Genomic DNA, 14,623 nt, shown 5'->3' with positions numbered 1-14,623 from the left:
CGCCCCCGTCACCTGTCGCCCACCCGATAGCACAAAGCCACCCGCTCCCGACCAAAGCGCAACGCCGGCCGAGAACGCCCGGCCCTCAGCGCAAAGCCACCCGTCCCGCACCAAAGCGCAACACCGGCCGAGAACGCCCTGCCCTCAGTGCAAAGCCACCCGCTCCCGGCCAAAGCGCAACGCCGGCCGAGAACGCCCGGCCCTCAGCGCAAAGCCACCCGCTCCCGACGAAAGCGCAACATCGGCCAGAACGCCCGGCCCTCCAGCGCAAAGCCACTCGTCCCCGACCGAGGCGTGACGTCGGTTGTGAGTGTTCGGGGTGTTCGCTGGGTCAGTGGGTCGGGGGTGCGGGTTGGTGGGGGATCGTGGGGGTGGCTGTGGTGATGACGAGTTTGCCGTGGGTGTGTAGTTCGGCCAGTTCGCGGAACGCGAGGGCGCCGGCGGTCAAGGGGTAGCGGCGGCTGATGGCCTCGGGCAGGGTGCCGTCGAGGGCTCGGGCGGCGAGTTCGTCCAGGTCGCCGGGGCGGGCGGTGCCGTAGACGGTGGTCACGGTGATTCGGCCGGCGAAAGCGGTGGGGTCCGGGGAGGGGTGGGCGACGTTGAGCAGTCGGCCGCCGGGACGGATCACCCGGCTCAGGTCCACCAGGCGGTCGCCCGGTAGGGCCAGGTTGACCACCGCGTCGACGCCGTCGGGGAAGCGGCGGGCGGTTTCGGTGGCGATGTCGGTGCTGCGGTGGTCGATGACTTCGTGGGCGCCCAGGGCGCGTACGTAGTCGTCGTTGGTGGGGCTCGCGGTGGCGATGAGGTACACGTTCGCGGCGGCCAGGAGCGGGACGGCCGCGCTGCCGACGCCGCCGGTGGCGCCGATGACCAGTACGGTTTCGCCGGCCCGGAACCGGCCGGCCCGCAGCAGCGACAACGCGGTCAGGCCGACGATGGGCAGCGTCGCGGCCCGCTCGGCGCTCAGGCCCGGCGGGCGAAACGCGAGGGCCGGGGTGTCGGCCTCGAAGATCGCATACTCGGCCATCGTTCCCGTGGTCAGGGATGGCGGAGTGGACACGAGGGACGCCATTCGCGGCGCGGCGCGGGGCAGGCCGAGGCCGAACACTTCGTCGCCCACCACGAACCGCTCGACCGCCGCGCCGACTTCGGTCACGGTGCCGGCGAAGTCGCTGCCGGGTATGTGCGGGAAGCGCAGCGGCGCGAGGTCTGCCAGGACGCCGCTGAGCGACCTGAGGTCGGCCGGGTTGAGTGCTGCGGCCGTCACCCGTACTTGCATCTGTCCGGGGCCGGGGCGGGGGATCGGTACTTCCTCGACTGCCAGGGCCGACGGTGGGCCGTAGTCGTGAGCGACCACCGCGTACATGGTCTCGGGCGTCGTTGTCGGGCGGTTCCTTGGCGTGCCGTTCGTCGTCGTGCGGTCCATGAATCGTCCTTGCTCATGGGTCTGTTGCCGGTCGGGGAAGTGATCAGGAGGATCACGGAAGTCAACCGGACCGGCCGGTCAGGTTGAGACGGTAGCAGCTAACCTGACCGGGCGGTCCGGTTGACGTATGATCGAGCCGTGGTCGGTAGTCGGTGGTCCGTGGTGGTCAGGGAGGGGGAGGGGGAGACGTGAGTGTGCACGAGGACGAGCCGGGTGAAGAGGTGTTGCCGCCGCCGAATCGGCTGCGCGCCGACGCCGCGCACAACCGGCGGGCCCTTCTGGACGCCGCCGCCGCGATCTTCGCCGAGCAGGGCATGGATGCCTCGATCGCGGAGATCGCCACGCGCGCCGGCATCGGCAAAGGCACGGTCTTTCGCCACTTCGCCACGAAGGAACGCCTGGTGGCCGCGATCTTCACCGACCAACTCGACGAACTCACCCGCACCGCCACCGAGTTGCTGAACGCCGACGACCCCGCCGCAGCCCTCCTGACCTTCATGGCCACCGGCGTCGAGATGCAGACCCGCGACCGTGCCTTCTGCCAGGCGGCTACCGGAATCATCCGCAGTTCACCGGACATCCGGGCCGCACGTGATCGCCTGTCGGCAGCCGCGGAGGCCCTTACCGACCGGGCCCGCCGCGCCGGCACCATTCGGCCCGACATCACGGGCGAGGACGTGGTCCGCCTCCTCGGCGCCGCGTGTGTGGCGGCCACGCCCGCAGTGGAGGACGTACCGGATCTGTGGCGTCGCTACCTGCACCTGATCTTCGACGGGCTGCGGTCCACGGCGGCCACTGTTCTGCCGCTCTCCCGTCTTCCGCACCCCCAGCCCCATCCCCACCCCCATCCCCACCCCCGTCCGCATCCGTCGCCGCCGGGCGGGCAAGGCGGATGCGTCGACGCCTCGTAGGCAAGCCGTGTGGGTTTGCCTACGAGGCGGTCTCGCACACCACGGGTGGCGAAATCAGGGCCGGGCGGCGAGGGCTTCGACCTCGAACAGCACGTCGGGTGCGGCCAGGCTCGCGACGCCGATGAGGGTTTGCGTAGGCGGTGTCGTACCCCAACCCTCCTGCACGGCCGCGGCGATCGGGCCGAGCTTGCCTACGTCGTGGTTCACCACGTACGTCCTGAGCTGGACGACGTGGCTCAGGTCGAGCCCGTGGGCAGCCAGGGCAACGCCGATGTTGCGGAACGTCTGCGTCACCTGCTCGGCGAAGTCGGTCGAGACGACCGCGCCGTCCGGGCCGGATCCGTACTGACCTGCGACAAGCACCAGTTCGGTGCCGGCGGGGACGGCGGCGGTGTGGCTGTAGCCGAACGGGACCGGGTCGTGCAGGCCGTCCGGGTTGACGATGGCGTGCGCCATGGGTGGATCACCTTTCAGGGTGTGCAGTGGGACTTCGTCGTGCCGGATGAGCCTCGCAACCAATCACGACACCCTGTGTCGTGTATTCCCATAGGCTTTTCCGATGCGCGCCGATCGGTTGGTATCGCTGGTGCTGTTGCTGCGGCGGCACGGTCGACTGTCCGCGGCCGTGCTGGCCCGTGAGTTGGAGGTATCCACGCGCACCGTGCTGCGCGATATCGAGGCGCTGTCCGCGGCCGGAGTCCCGGTCTACGCCGAACGCGGTCGGCACGGCGGGTTCGCGTTGCTGCCCGGTTTCCGGACCGAGCTCACCGGGCTGAACCACGACGAGGCACTTGCCCTGCTGGTCGCCGGATCGCGGCGCGGCGCGCAGGCGTTCGGTCTGGGCTCGGCGCTCGCTTCGGCCATGCGCAAGGTGGTCGACGCGCTTCCCGCGAGCTATCAGGCCACCGCGGCCGGCGCGGCTCAGCGCTTGCTCATCGACCCGGAGACCGACCTCCTGGCGCGTCGACAGGCTGCCGAGGAGGTGCCCGACGTCGTCGTGGCCGAGGTCCGGCGCGCGGTGTTCGCCGGGCACAAGCTGCGCATGTACTACGCGGCGGTGGACCAAGCCCCCAAGTGGCGCACGGTGAACCCGATCGGCCTGGTCACCGTGCACGACCAGGGCTATCTGCTGGCCACGAGGTCGGGCGTGGACCGCACCTACCGGCTGTCCCGGGTCCTGGCCGCCGAGGAACTCGACGAACCGGCACAGCGACCGGACCGGGTCGACCTGGACCGGGCCTGGCAGGAACGCAGTACGCGGTTTCGCGCCGGCGGCGACCAAGTCACCGTGTCGGTACGGGTGGACCCGGCGCGGCGGGAGGAACTGGCGGGCACTGCCCTGACCATCCACGCCGAAGAAGCCGACGCGGACGGCCGGTTGCGGCTGGAAGCGACCTTCCAGGACGCGAGACACGCCGAATGGGCACTGTGGCAACTCGCCACGAGCGCGGAGGCATTGGCTCCGGAGTGGTTGCGCATCTCCCTACGCGACCGCGCCGCCGCGGTCGCCGCCTGCTACGAAGTGCCGTCATCCTGAGAGGTTTCGCCACCTTCGGCACCCACGTGTCGGCAGGAACGGCCCCGCCCGAAGCGGCAACGAGCGTGCCGGGTGGGGTTGGTCGGGCTCGGGTTCGGCTGCGTCGGATATGCGTGCGGGGGAGTAGGGCGGGCAAGTGGCGCAGGCGAGTGGCGCGAGGAATCCACCCATGTGAGTGATGGACACCGCAGGGAAGCGGCAAGGACGATTCAGATGTCCGCATTGATATATCAATGTGCCCTACATGGGGAGTTGCCATGTCTTGTCGAAGAATCGCCCTACGCTTCGTGGTGGCGCTTTCACTCGCAGCCGGGATGACCGGCGTGGTGCAGTCCGAAGCCGGTGCCGGTGCCGGTGCCGGCACCGAAACCGGGGCCGAGGCCAGGACGGTCGCCTGTCCGCCGCCCGGTGGAGGGGCGTGCTACTTCTCGTGGATCGACAAGGGCGGAGTCTCGCACCGTGACAACAACCCGGACACCTACTACTGCTACCAGGCGCCCGAGACCGTCGCCGGGTCGAATCACACCAACCGTCGGGTCTACCTCTACGCGGACAGGGACTGCGTGGGCAACGCGGTGAAGTACGTGGACCCGGGCCTGTCCTGGCGGGACAACAGTACGGTCCTGTGGTCGTACGACTTCGTCGGACCGTGAGCCGAGCCACTCCGTTCCGCCCCGGCCACCCCGCCCCGCCCCGGCCACCCTGGAGGATGACGTTCCAGCCCCCGGCCGGGGCCGGTCGGGTCGGTCAGTAGCTCGTGGCCACCGGTTCGCGGTCGCTTGTGGCGTGAGCCGCATCCCCGGTCGGGGTCCCCACGGCGTCCTCGCGGACCCGCAGGGCGAAGAGGACCCGGGTGGCGGTGACCACGGTCAGGGTGGCGCCGAACATGTGGATCAGGACCTGCCATTCCGGCAGGCCGTTGAAGTACTGGATGTAGCCGATCAGGCCCTGGGGCACCAGCACACCGAGGAGCCACCACACGCGGCGCTGGGCCGCCAGGGGAGCGTCCGTGACGCGTAGCGCCAGGGCCAGGGCGACTGCCGCGCCCAGAAGGACGAAGGCCAGGTCGGCGTGCAGCCACGCCATCTGGTCGATGTCCACGTCGAAACGCTTGGACTTGAGGTCGCCCGAGTGCGGGCCGGAGCCGGTGACCACCGTGCCCATCACGATCAGACCCGCCGCGACCACGAGCGTGCCGTAGCCGAACCAGCGGATCTCCGGCCGCACCAACAGCCGCGCGGGCGCGTCGCCTTCGCCGGCTCGTTCGTACAGGACCACCGCCGAGGCGATCAGCAGCATCGACAGGAGCAGGTGGCTCGCCACCGCCATCGGGTGCAGGTCGGTCAGAACTGTGATGCCGCCCAGGACCGCCTGGCCCACCACCGTGCCGATCTGGATCCAGGCCAGGACCACGACGTCCTTGCGGCGCGGCCGGTGCCGATACGCGAACACGACGCACACGACCGCGATGGCGCCCACCACGTAGGTGAGCATGCGGTTGCCGAACTCGATGTACGCGTGGTGGCTGACCGCGTCGTGCGGCGTCCAGTCGGTGTTGTTGCAGCGGGGCCAGGTGTCGCACCCGAGGCCCGAGTCGGTGAGTCGGACGAGACCGCCCGTGATGACGATGCCGATCTGCGCCACCAGGTTCACGAGGAACACGCGGCGCGCGAGCGGGGAGACGGCCTGCAAACTCATGCGGGACACCTTACGTCGTGAATTGATTCACAAGCGCACAGGGGTCCCCGGTACGGGCTGCTCCCGGCCGCCGGGGCGGGCTATTCCCAGCGGAAGAACCTGGCCGCCGCGCCGAGTCCCAAAACCGCCCAGACCGCCAGGATCGCCAGGTCGCCCCACGGCAGGCCCGCACCGTCCCGCAGAACGTCACGCAGCCCGTCCGAGAGCGCCGAGATCGGCAGCAGCGCCAACGCGTGCTCGACGCCCGACGGGAACTTGTCCAGCGGCACGATCACCCCGCCACCGAGCAGCAGCAGGATGAAGACCAGGTTCGCGGCGGCCAGTGTCGCCTCGGCCCGCAGCGTCCCGGCCATCAGCAGGCCGAGCCCCGAGAACGCCGCGGTGCCCAGCACCAACAGCAGCGCCACCCACACCGGATTGCCGTGCGGCGACCATCCCAGCGCGAGCGCGATCACCGCGAGCAGCGCGACCTGAAGCACCTCGACCAGGATCACGCACGCCGTCTTGGCCAGCATCAAGCCCCACCGCGGCAGCGGCGTCGACCCGAGCAGCTTGAGCACCCCGTAGCGCCGCTCGAACCCGGTCGCGATGGCCTGCCCGGTGAACGCCGTCGACATCACCGCGAGGGCGAGCAGCCCGGGCGCCAGGAAGTCCACCCGTTCGCCGTCGCCGGTGTCGACGATGTCCGCCGAGCTGAAGACGACCAGCAGCAGCGTCGGGATGATCACCGTCAACAGCAACTGCTCGCCGTTGCGCAGCAGCATCCGCGTCTCCAGGACGGTCTGCGCCACGATCATCCGCGACAGCGGAGCCGCCCCCGGGGCCGGCTCGAACGTCCCCCGCGCCGAACCGGGCTCGATCCGCGACGCCTTCACAGCACTCGACTCCACGGCGCTCTCCACGACGTTCGACCCCACGGCGCCCGACCCTCCGGCGCCCAACTCCCCAGCGCCCGACTCCGCAGCGCCCGACCCCACAGCGCCCGACCCCACAGCGCCCGACCCCACAGCGCCCGACCCTCCAGCGCCCGACCCCACAACGCCCGGCCCCCCAGCGCCCGTCTCGGTGCTCAACTCCGCAGCTCCCGTCCGGTCAGTTCCATGAACACGTCCTCCAGGCTGCGTCGTTCGACCGTCAACCGCTCCGGCATCACCCCGTGCTGCGCACACCACGCCGTGACCGTCGCGAGCAACTGCGGATTGACATCGCCCTCGATCCGGTACGCCCCGCGCGAGACCTCGAACGCCTTCGTGCCCTCCGGCAGCGCGGTCAGCAGCGCCGTCAGGTTCAGGCCCGGCCGCCCCGAGAAGCGCAGCGAGTTCTCCGCGCCGTCGTGGCACAGCGCCTCGGGTGAGCCGAACGCGATCACCCGGCCGCGGTCGACGATCGCCACGTCGTCGGCGAGCTTCTCCGCCTCGTCCATCAGGTGCGTGGTCAGCACCACGCTCACGCCGTCGGCGCGCAGCTCGCCGATCAGATCCCAGGTCGCGCGGCGCGCGTGCGGGTCGAGCCCGGCGGTCGGTTCGTCCAGGAACACCAGTTCGGGCCGGCCCACCACGGCGAGCGCGAGCGCGAGGCGCTGCTGCTGCCCGCCGGAGAGTCGGCGATACGTCGTGCGTCCGCACGAGCCGAGCCCCAGTCGCTCGATCAGCATCGACACGTCGAGCGGCCGCGCGTGCAGCTTCGCGACGTGCCGCAGCATCTCCTCGGCCCGGGCGCCCGAGTACACCCCGCCCGACTGCAGCATCACGCCGATCCGCGGCCGCAACACGCTCGCGTCGCGTACGGGATCCAGGCCCAGTACCCGCACGTCGCCGGCGTCGGCGCGCCGGTAGCCCTCGCAGATCTCGATCGTGCTGGTCTTCCCGGCGCCGTTGGGTCCGAGTACCGCGGTCACGGTGCCGCGTGCGACGGTGAGCGAGAGCCCGTCCACGGCGGTCTTGGCGCCGTAGCGCTTGACCAGGCCCGTGACGGCGACTGCTGCTGGGGGCGGGGAGTCCATGACGGATCAGTCTAGAAAGCCCACGAGCCCCGACGTGCCGGGGCATCGAACTGACGGGTCGTCAGGTATTTCCGCAGGTCAAACGGTGCCCACCCGAGCATGTGTTGTTAGGCACACCTAAGTGATGGACTCCACGCGCCGACCGTTTGGCCTGGCGAGCTATTAACGCAACAATGGTGTTGTGGAATACATGCGAACGAGCGAAGAGGCACCGAAGCGGACCCCCGCTCCGGTCGTCGGCGCGCCCGAGCATGACGGCCACGAGGGCACCCGGCACCGGGTCACGCGCTCGATCGTCGACCACGGCCCGTCCACCGCGGCGGACCTGGCCGAGCGATTGGAGCTGACTCCCGCGGGAGTGCGTCGACACCTCGACGCGCTCGTCGCCGAAGGCGTCGTCACGGCCACCGAGCAGCGCGTCTACGGACGCCGAGGTCGGGGTCGCCCGGCCAAGGTGTTCGCGTTGACCGACGCGGGGCGCTCGGGTTTCCACCAGGAGTACGACGAGTTGGCGGCCGAGGCTTTGACGTTCGTCTCCGAGCGACTGGGCGAGGAGGCGGTCGCGGCATTCGCCCGCGAGCGACTCGCCGCCCGCGAGGAGAGGTATCGTCCCTCGGTCGAGTCCGCACCCCCCGGGGAGCGGGCTCGGGCGCTGGCCGAGGCGCTGTCCGCCGATGGGTACGCCGCGAGTGCGCGGCCCGCCCCCGGCGGAGAGCAGCTTTGCCAGCACCACTGTCCGGTGGCACACGTCGCCGAGCGGTTCCCGCAGCTCTGCGAGGCCGAGGCCGAGGTGTTCGCGCGCCTTCTCGGCACGCACGTGCAACGGCTGGCGACCATCGCCCACGGCGACGGCGTCTGCACGACGCACGTTCCTGCTGTGCAGGCCGAATCGTCCGTCCCGTCCGCGACAACCCGACCGAGGAACGCGGCGAGGACGGCCGGCCCGAAGAACACCGAAGACAAGCATCCGCCGCGCCGGGGCCCTTCCCGTCCGCGGGAATCGACCGACGCCACCCCGGCTTCCGGGAGGACTACTTCATGACCACCGACGCTCGCCCAGAGCTTGAGGGTCTGGGCACCTACGAGTACGGCTGGGCCGACTCGGACTCCGCTGGCGCCAACGCGCGCCGGGGCATCTCCGAAGAGGTCGTCGCGGACATCTCGGCGAAGAAGTCCGAGCCCGAGTGGATGTTGAAGCAGCGCATGAAGGGCCTTCGGCTCTTCGGCAAGAAGCCCATGCCGACGTGGGGCTCCGACCTCTCGGGCATCGACTTCGACAACATCAAGTACTTCGTGCGCTCGACCGAGAAGCAGGCCGCCACCTGGGACGACCTGCCCGAGGACATCAAGAACACGTACGACCGGCTCGGCATCCCCGAGGCGGAGAAGCAGCGCCTGGTCTCCGGCGTCGCCGCGCAGTACGAGTCCGAGGTCGTCTACCACCAGATCCGTGAGGACCTGGAGCAGCAGGGTGTCATCTTCATGGACACCGACACCGGTCTGCGCGAGCACCCGGAGCTGTTCCAGGAGTACTTCGGCTCGGTGATCCCCACCGGCGACAACAAGTTCTCCGCGCTCAACACCGCGGTGTGGTCGGGCGGCTCGTTCATCTACGTCCCCAAGGGCGTGCACGTCGACATCCCGCTGCAGGCCTACTTCCGGATCAACACGGAGAACATGGGCCAGTTCGAGCGGACCCTGATCATCGCCGACGAGGGCTCCTACGTTCACTACGTCGAGGGCTGCACCGCGCCGATCTACAAGTCGGACTCGCTGCACTCCGCGGTCGTGGAGATCGTGGTCAAGAAGAACGCCCGGGTGCGTTACACGACCATCCAGAACTGGTCGAACAACGTCTACAACCTGGTGACCAAGCGCGCCGTGGCCCACGAGGGCGCGACGATGGAATGGGTCGACGGCAACATCGGCTCCAAGGTCACCATGAAGTACCCGGCCGTGTGGCTGCTCGGCGAGCACGCCAAGGGCGAGACGCTGTCGATCGCCTTCGCGGGCGAGGGCCAGCACCAGGACGCGGGCGCGAAGATGGTGCACTGCGCGCCGAACACGTCGTCCAACATCGTGTCCAAGTCGGTCGCGCGCGGCGGTGGCCGTACGTCGTACCGCGGTCTGGTCCAGATCGAGGACGGCGCGCACGGCTCGACCTCGTCGGTCAAGTGCGACGCGCTGCTCGTGGACACGATCAGCCGCTCCGACACCTACCCGTACGTCGACGTCCGCGAGGACGACGTGTCGATGGGTCACGAGGCGACGGTCTCCAAGATCTCCGACGACCAACTGTTCTACCTCATGAGCCGCGGCATGACCGAGGACGAGGCCATGGCGATGATCGTGCGCGGGTTCGTCGAGCCCATCGCGCGCGAACTCCCCATGGAGTACGCCCTCGAACTGAACCGCCTGATCGAGCTTCAGATGGAAGGGGCTGTGGGCTAGTCCATGGCTGCGAACACCAACACACCCGGCAGCAGCACCACGGCCGGATCGATCGCCGTGCGCGAGGCCGGGGCCGCGAACGAACTCGCCGGCCCCGGCACCGGGCGCTCGGTCGCCCAGCCGGCGGACGCCCGCCAGGCCGCCGCCGTGTCCTACGACGTGAACGACTTCGCCGTGCCCACGGGCCGCGAGGAGAACTGGCGGTTCACCCCGCTGGCGCGCCTGCGCGGCCTGCACGATGGCACCGCGGTCGGCGGTGACCGCGGCGAGGTCACCGTCTCGGTGACCGCGCCCGAGGGCGTCACCGTCGAGACGGTCGACCGCGACGACAAGCGCGTCGGCCGGGCCGGCCCGCCGGTGGACCGCGTCGCGGCCCAGGCGTACAGCTCCTTCGAGAAGGCGACGCTGATCACCGTCGCGAAGGACACCCAGCCGGCCGAGCCCGTCGTGGTCACCCTGAACGGCACCGGCGGCGCCGCCTTCGGGCACGTCGCGATCGAGGTCCAGCGGTTCGCCGAGGCCGTCGTCGTGCTCGACCACAGCGGGTCCACGAGCTACGCGCAAAACGTCGAGTTCATCGTCGGCGACGGCGCCAAGCTCAAGGTCGTCTCGATCCAGGACTGGGACGCCGACGCCGTGCACGTGGGCTCGCACCTGGCCCGGGTCGGTCGCGACGCGTCCTTCACCTCCGTGGTGATCACCCTCGGCGGCGACGTCGTGCGGCTGTTCCCGCGCGTGGTGTACGACGGGCCGGGCGGCGACGCCGAGTTGTACGGCGTCTACTTCGCCGACTCGGGTCAGCACCTGGAGCACCGGCTGTTCGTCGACCACGACGTGCCGCAGTGCCGTAGCCACGTGGTCTACAAGGGCGCGCTCCAAGGCGTGGACGCGCACACGGTGTGGATCGGCGACGTGCTCATCCGCGCCGCGGCCGAGGGCACCGACACCTACGAGCTCAACCGCAATCTCGTGCTCACCGACGGTGCGCGCGCCGACTCGGTCCCCAACCTGGAGATCGAGACCGGCGAGATCGCCGGCGCCGGGCACGCGAGCGCCACCGGTCGCTTCGACGACGAGCAGCTGTTCTACCTCCAGTCGCGCGGTATCCCGGCCGACGAGGCCCGCCGCCTGGTGGTGCGCGGCTTCTTCGCCGACGTGGTGTCGCGCGTGGGCATCGCCGACCTGGAAGAGCGCCTGATGACGCAGATCGAGGCCCGCCTCGAAGGCGGCGTCCGATGAGCTACCTCAGGGCCTGCGCCGAGACCGACCTCCACGAGGACACGCCCCTGCGCGTGGTCCTCGCCGAGATCCCGGTGACCCTCGTGCGCACCGAAGGCGACGTGTACGCGATCAACGACGTGTGTTCGCACGCCAACGTGTCGCTGTCCGAGGGCGAGGTCGAGGACTGCGCGATCGAGTGCTGGCTGCACGGTTCGCGCTTCGACCTGCGCACCGGTCGCCCGTCCGGCCCCCCGGCGAATCTGCCGGTCCCCGTGTACCCCGTGAAGATCGACGGCGGCGCCGTCTATGTCGAAGTGAACCAGGAGTCCTGAGTCCGTTATGGCAACGCTTGAGATCCGCGACCTGCACGTCAGTGTGGACGCCGAGAACGGTCCGCGCGAGATCCTGCGCGGCGTCGACCTGACCGTGAAGCAGGGCGAGACCCACGCCATCATGGGGCCCAACGGCTCCGGCAAGTCGACGCTCGCCTATTCGGTCGCGGGCCACCCGAAGTACAAGGTCACCGGCGGCAGCGTGCTGCTCGACGGCGCCGACGTGTTGTCGATGACCGTCGACGAGCGCGCCCGCGCCGGCCTGTTCCTCGCGATGCAGTACCCCGTCGAGGTCGCCGGCGTCTCGGTGTCCAACTTCCTGCGCACCGCCGCCACCGCCACCCGCGGCGAGGCCCCCAAGCTGCGGCTGTGGATCAAGGAAGTCAAGGAGGCCATGGCGCGCCTCCAGATGGACCCCTCGTTCGCCGAGCGCAACGTCAACGAGGGCTTCTCCGGCGGTGAGAAGAAGCGCCACGAGATCCTTCAGCTCGAATTGCTCCGTCCGAAGATCGCGATCCTCGACGAGACCGACTCGGGCCTGGACGTCGACGCGCTGCGCGTCGTCTCCGAGGGGGTCAACCGCGTGCAGGCCGGCGGCGAGATCGGCACCCTGCTGATCACCCACTACACGCGCATCCTCAAGTACATCAAGCCCGATCACGTGCACGTCTTCAACGGCGGTCGGATCGTCGAGTCCGGCGGCGCCGAACTCGCCGACAAGCTCGAAGACGAGGGCTACGAGGAGTACACGGGCGTCAGCGCGAAGGGTGACTCCGTATGACGATGAACCTGCCGGGGCTGCTCGACACGGACACGATCCGCAAGGATTTCCCGATCCTCGAGCGACTCCTGCACGGCGACAAGCCGCTGGTCTACCTGGACAACGCGGCGACCTCGCAGACCCCACGTCAGGTGATCGACGCCATGACGCACTACTACGGCAACAGCAACGCCAACGTGCACCGCGGCGTGCACGTGCTGGCCGAAGAGGCCACCGCGTTGTACGAGGGCGCCCGGGACAAGGTCGCGCAGTTCATCAACGCGCCCAGCCGGGACGAGGTGATCTTCACCAAGAACTCCTCCGAGGCGATCAACCTCGTCGCGAACATGCTGACCTGGGCCGACGAGCCGTTCAAGGTCGGCGTGGACGCCGACGTGGTGATCACCGAGATGGAACACCACTCGAACATCGTTCCGTGGCAGCTGCTCTGCCAGCGCACGGGCGCCAAGCTCAAGTGGTTCGGCCTCACCGACGACGGCCGGCTCGACCTGTCGAACATCGAGCAGATCATCACCGAGGAGACGAAGATCGTCTCGGTGGTGCACACCTCGAACATCCTCGGCACGGTCAACGACCTGGAGCCGATCGTGCGCCGCGCGCACGACGTCGGCGCCCTGGTCATGGTCGACGCGTCACAGGCCGCGCCGCACGTGGTGCTCGACGTACAGGCCCTCGAAGCCGACTTCGTCGCGTTCACCGGGCACAAGATGTGCGGCCCGACCGGCATCGGCGTCCTGTGGGGCCGGCTCGGCCTCCTGGAGGAACTGCCGCCGTTCCTGGGCGGCGGCGAGATGATCGAGACCGTGACGATGAGCGCGTCCACCTACGCGCCCGCGCCGCACAAGTTCGAGGCCGGCACCCCGCCGATCGCGGAAGCGGTCGGGCTGGGCGCGGCGATCGACTACCTGTCGGCGATCGGCATGGACAAGATCGCGGCGCACGAGCACGCGATCACCGGCTACGCGATCGACGCGCTCTCCCGCGTCGAGGGCCTGAAGATCATCGGCCCGGCGAACAACGACGCGCGCGGTGCGGCGATCTCGTTCACGTTCGGCGACATCCACCCGCACGACGTGGGCCAGGTGCTCGACGAGCAGGGCATCGCGGTTCGCGTCGGACACCACTGCGCGCGCCCGGTGTGCCTGCGCTACGGCGTACCGGCGACCACTCGGGCCTCGTTCTACCTCTACTCCACGCCGGGTGAGGTCGACGCGCTCGTGGCCGGCCTGGAACATGTTCGCCAGTTCTTCGGCTGACCAAGGGGGAGGCGACGATGAAGCTTGACGGGATGTACCAGGAGATCATCCTGGATCACTACCGACACCCCCACAACAAGGGGCTGCGCGACCCGTTCGACACCGAGGTGCACCACGTCAATCCGACGTGCGGCGACGAGGTCACGCTGCGCGTGAAGCTCGACGGCGAGAAGGTTCTCGACGTCAGCTACGAGGGCCAGGGCTGCTCGATCAGCCAGGCCAGCGCGTCGGTGATGACCGACCTCGTGATCGGACACACGATCGAGGACGCGATGCACGCGGGGGACGAGTTCCTCGCGCTGATGCAGTCCAAGGGCCAAGGCGAGCCCGACGAGGACGTCCTTGAGGACGCCGTGGCGTTCGTCGGGGTCAGCAAGTACCCGGCGCGCGTGAAGTGCGCCCTCCTGGGCTGGATGGCCTTCAAGGACGCGACCGCGCAGGCGCTGCAGACGACGGAAGGGCAGAAATGACCGAGACGAAGGCGCAGGCGACGCCCGAGGACGTCACCGAGGCGATGTACGACGTCGTCGACCCCGAACTCGGGATCAACGTCGTCGACCTGGGCCTGGTGTACGGCGTCCACGTGGACGACGCGAACATCGCCACGATCGACATGACGCTCACGAGCGCGGCTTGTCCTTTGACGGATGTCATCGAGGACCAGACCCGCACCGCGACGGAGGGGATTGTCGCGGACATGCGGATCAACTGGGTCTGGATGCCGCCGTGGGGGCCGGACAAGATCACCGACGACGGGCGCGAGCAGTTGCGCGCTTTGGGGTTCAACCTCTGAGGTTCGTGCTTGCGCCGGGTTTGGGCTTTCGCCGGGTTCCGGTCTTCGCTGGGCTTCGGCTTTCGCCGAGTTCGGTTTCGCGAGGTTGCCGTTTGGGGTCGAAAGGCTCGTTCCGGATGTTTTCGGGACGGGCCTTTCGGGCGTTTTCGGGGCGGGTTGCTGTTCCGCCTTTGGTGGGTGGGGTTTTTGTTCCCACCCGCACCACCCGTTGCGTT

Annotated in this window: 16 protein-coding genes; 11 read left to right on the top strand and 5 right to left on the bottom strand. The window is 69.4% G+C overall.

Annotated features, from left to right (window positions below):
• Positions 1 to 331: 331 nt before the first annotated feature.
• On the bottom strand, positions 332 to 1,426 hold the full coding sequence (locus GT354_RS48375) for an NADP-dependent oxidoreductase (protein WP_237536196.1): 1,095 nt from the start codon (positions 1,424 to 1,426) through the stop codon (positions 332 to 334).
• A 188-nt stretch (positions 1,427 to 1,614) separates the two neighbouring features.
• On the opposite strand from GT354_RS48375, the gene GT354_RS48370 reads away from it, so the two are divergent.
• The gene (locus GT354_RS48370) at positions 1,615 to 2,337 is read left to right on the top strand and encodes a helix-turn-helix domain-containing protein (RefSeq protein WP_346012514.1); all 723 of its coding nucleotides are present in this window, start codon (positions 1,615 to 1,617) and stop codon (positions 2,335 to 2,337) included.
• Between the two features lie 54 nt (positions 2,338 to 2,391).
• Here GT354_RS48370 and GT354_RS48365 read toward each other — a convergent pair whose 3' ends face one another.
• Positions 2,392 to 2,793 carry a Rid family hydrolase gene (locus GT354_RS48365; protein ID WP_161364337.1) on the bottom strand — a complete coding sequence of 134 codons (402 nt, stop codon included), beginning with the start codon at positions 2,791 to 2,793 and terminating at the stop codon, positions 2,392 to 2,394.
• Positions 2,794 to 2,896: 103 nt separating this feature from the next.
• Here GT354_RS48365 and GT354_RS48360 point away from each other — a divergent pair, with 103 nt between their 5' ends.
• The gene (locus GT354_RS48360) at positions 2,897 to 3,874 is read left to right on the top strand and encodes a WYL domain-containing protein (protein WP_161364335.1); all 978 of its coding nucleotides are present in this window, start codon (positions 2,897 to 2,899) and stop codon (positions 3,872 to 3,874) included.
• Positions 3,875 to 4,131: 257 nt separating this feature from the next.
• On the top strand, positions 4,132 to 4,527 hold the full coding sequence (locus GT354_RS48355; RefSeq protein WP_161364334.1) for a hypothetical protein: 396 nt from the start codon (positions 4,132 to 4,134) through the stop codon (positions 4,525 to 4,527).
• A 94-nt stretch (positions 4,528 to 4,621) separates the two neighbouring features.
• Here the strand turns inward: GT354_RS48355 and GT354_RS48350 are convergent, their stop codons facing one another.
• The 3 genes from GT354_RS48350 to GT354_RS48340 all read right to left on the bottom strand — a co-directional run bounded on the left by GT354_RS48350 (position 4,622) and on the right by GT354_RS48340 (position 7,574).
• Complete coding sequence (locus GT354_RS48350; protein ID WP_161364331.1) at positions 4,622 to 5,572, bottom strand: COX15/CtaA family protein; 951 nt, start codon at positions 5,570 to 5,572, stop codon at positions 4,622 to 4,624.
• An 80-nt stretch (positions 5,573 to 5,652) separates the two neighbouring features.
• Positions 5,653 to 6,369, bottom strand: a complete 717-nt coding sequence (locus tag GT354_RS48345) for an ABC transporter permease (protein WP_161364341.1) — start codon at positions 6,367 to 6,369, stop codon at positions 5,653 to 5,655.
• Positions 6,370 to 6,641: 272 nt separating this feature from the next.
• Entirely contained in the window at positions 6,642 to 7,574 is a 933-nt protein-coding gene (locus GT354_RS48340) for an ABC transporter ATP-binding protein (protein WP_161364329.1), read from the bottom strand.
• A 190-nt stretch (positions 7,575 to 7,764) separates the two neighbouring features.
• On the opposite strand from GT354_RS48340, the gene GT354_RS48335 reads away from it, so the two are divergent.
• The 8 genes from GT354_RS48335 to GT354_RS48300 are packed head-to-tail and all read left to right on the top strand — an operon-like array spanning position 7,765 to position 14,408.
• Positions 7,765 to 8,616 (top strand): metalloregulator ArsR/SmtB family transcription factor, encoded by an 852-nt coding sequence (locus tag GT354_RS48335; protein WP_161364339.1) that lies wholly within the window; start codon positions 7,765 to 7,767, stop codon positions 8,614 to 8,616.
• Positions 8,613 to 10,025 (top strand): Fe-S cluster assembly protein SufB, encoded by a 1,413-nt coding sequence (gene sufB, locus GT354_RS48330; protein WP_161364327.1) that lies wholly within the window; start codon positions 8,613 to 8,615, stop codon positions 10,023 to 10,025. The genes GT354_RS48335 and sufB overlap by 4 nt, the downstream gene beginning before the upstream one ends.
• Positions 10,026 to 10,028: 3 nt before the next feature.
• The gene (gene sufD / locus GT354_RS48325) at positions 10,029 to 11,264 is read left to right on the top strand and encodes a Fe-S cluster assembly protein SufD (RefSeq protein ID WP_161364325.1); all 1,236 of its coding nucleotides are present in this window, start codon (positions 10,029 to 10,031) and stop codon (positions 11,262 to 11,264) included.
• A complete protein-coding gene (locus GT354_RS48320) occupies positions 11,261 to 11,578 on the top strand; it encodes a non-heme iron oxygenase ferredoxin subunit (protein ID WP_161364323.1) in 318 nt (105 codons plus the stop codon). Before sufD ends, GT354_RS48320 begins: the two co-directional genes overlap by 4 nt.
• A 7-nt stretch (positions 11,579 to 11,585) precedes the next feature.
• Positions 11,586 to 12,359, top strand: a complete 774-nt coding sequence (gene sufC, locus GT354_RS48315; RefSeq protein WP_161364321.1) for a Fe-S cluster assembly ATPase SufC — start codon at positions 11,586 to 11,588, stop codon at positions 12,357 to 12,359.
• Complete coding sequence (locus GT354_RS48310) at positions 12,356 to 13,615, top strand: cysteine desulfurase (protein ID WP_161364319.1); 1,260 nt, start codon at positions 12,356 to 12,358, stop codon at positions 13,613 to 13,615. The genes sufC and GT354_RS48310 overlap by 4 nt, the downstream gene beginning before the upstream one ends.
• A gap of 17 nt (positions 13,616 to 13,632) precedes the next feature.
• Positions 13,633 to 14,085 carry a Fe-S cluster assembly sulfur transfer protein SufU gene (sufU, locus tag GT354_RS48305; protein WP_161364317.1) on the top strand — a complete coding sequence of 151 codons (453 nt, stop codon included), beginning with the start codon at positions 13,633 to 13,635 and terminating at the stop codon, positions 14,083 to 14,085.
• A complete protein-coding gene (locus GT354_RS48300; protein ID WP_161364315.1) occupies positions 14,082 to 14,408 on the top strand; it encodes a metal-sulfur cluster assembly factor in 327 nt (108 codons plus the stop codon). The genes sufU and GT354_RS48300 overlap by 4 nt, the downstream gene beginning before the upstream one ends.
• Positions 14,409 to 14,623: the final 215 nt, after the last annotated feature.

Origin of the sequence: Streptomyces sp. SID3343 (genome assembly GCF_009865215.1) — a bacterium.
In the GTDB taxonomy this organism is placed as follows: Bacteria; Actinomycetota; Actinomycetes; order Streptomycetales; family Streptomycetaceae; genus Embleya.
The sequence above is the reverse complement of the archived record's forward strand: the minus strand, read 5'-3'. Positions and strand labels throughout refer to the sequence as shown.

Coding starts and splice junctions, on each gene's coding strand:
- GT354_RS48375 (WP_237536196.1), bottom strand. CDS start 1,426: ATGGACCGCACGACGACGAACGGCACGCCAAGGAACCGCCCGACAACG.
- GT354_RS48365 (WP_161364337.1), bottom strand. CDS start 2,793: ATGGCGCACGCCATCGTCAACCCGGACGGCCTGCACGACCCGGTCCCG.
- GT354_RS48360 (WP_161364335.1), top strand. CDS start 2,897: ATGCGCGCCGATCGGTTGGTATCGCTGGTGCTGTTGCTGCGGCGGCAC.
- GT354_RS48355 (WP_161364334.1), top strand. CDS start 4,132: ATGTCTTGTCGAAGAATCGCCCTACGCTTCGTGGTGGCGCTTTCACTC.
- GT354_RS48350 (WP_161364331.1), bottom strand. CDS start 5,572: ATGAGTTTGCAGGCCGTCTCCCCGCTCGCGCGCCGCGTGTTCCTCGTG.
- GT354_RS48345 (WP_161364341.1), bottom strand. CDS start 6,369: ATGATCGTGGCGCAGACCGTCCTGGAGACGCGGATGCTGCTGCGCAAC.
- GT354_RS48340 (WP_161364329.1), bottom strand. CDS start 7,574: ATGGACTCCCCGCCCCCAGCAGCAGTCGCCGTCACGGGCCTGGTCAAG.
- GT354_RS48335 (WP_161364339.1), top strand. CDS start 7,765: ATGCGAACGAGCGAAGAGGCACCGAAGCGGACCCCCGCTCCGGTCGTC.
- sufB (WP_161364327.1), top strand. CDS start 8,613: ATGACCACCGACGCTCGCCCAGAGCTTGAGGGTCTGGGCACCTACGAG.
- sufD (WP_161364325.1), top strand. CDS start 10,029: ATGGCTGCGAACACCAACACACCCGGCAGCAGCACCACGGCCGGATCG.
- GT354_RS48320 (WP_161364323.1), top strand. CDS start 11,261: ATGAGCTACCTCAGGGCCTGCGCCGAGACCGACCTCCACGAGGACACG.
- sufC (WP_161364321.1), top strand. CDS start 11,586: ATGGCAACGCTTGAGATCCGCGACCTGCACGTCAGTGTGGACGCCGAG.
- GT354_RS48310 (WP_161364319.1), top strand. CDS start 12,356: ATGACGATGAACCTGCCGGGGCTGCTCGACACGGACACGATCCGCAAG.
- sufU (WP_161364317.1), top strand. CDS start 13,633: ATGAAGCTTGACGGGATGTACCAGGAGATCATCCTGGATCACTACCGA.
- GT354_RS48300 (WP_161364315.1), top strand. CDS start 14,082: ATGACCGAGACGAAGGCGCAGGCGACGCCCGAGGACGTCACCGAGGCG.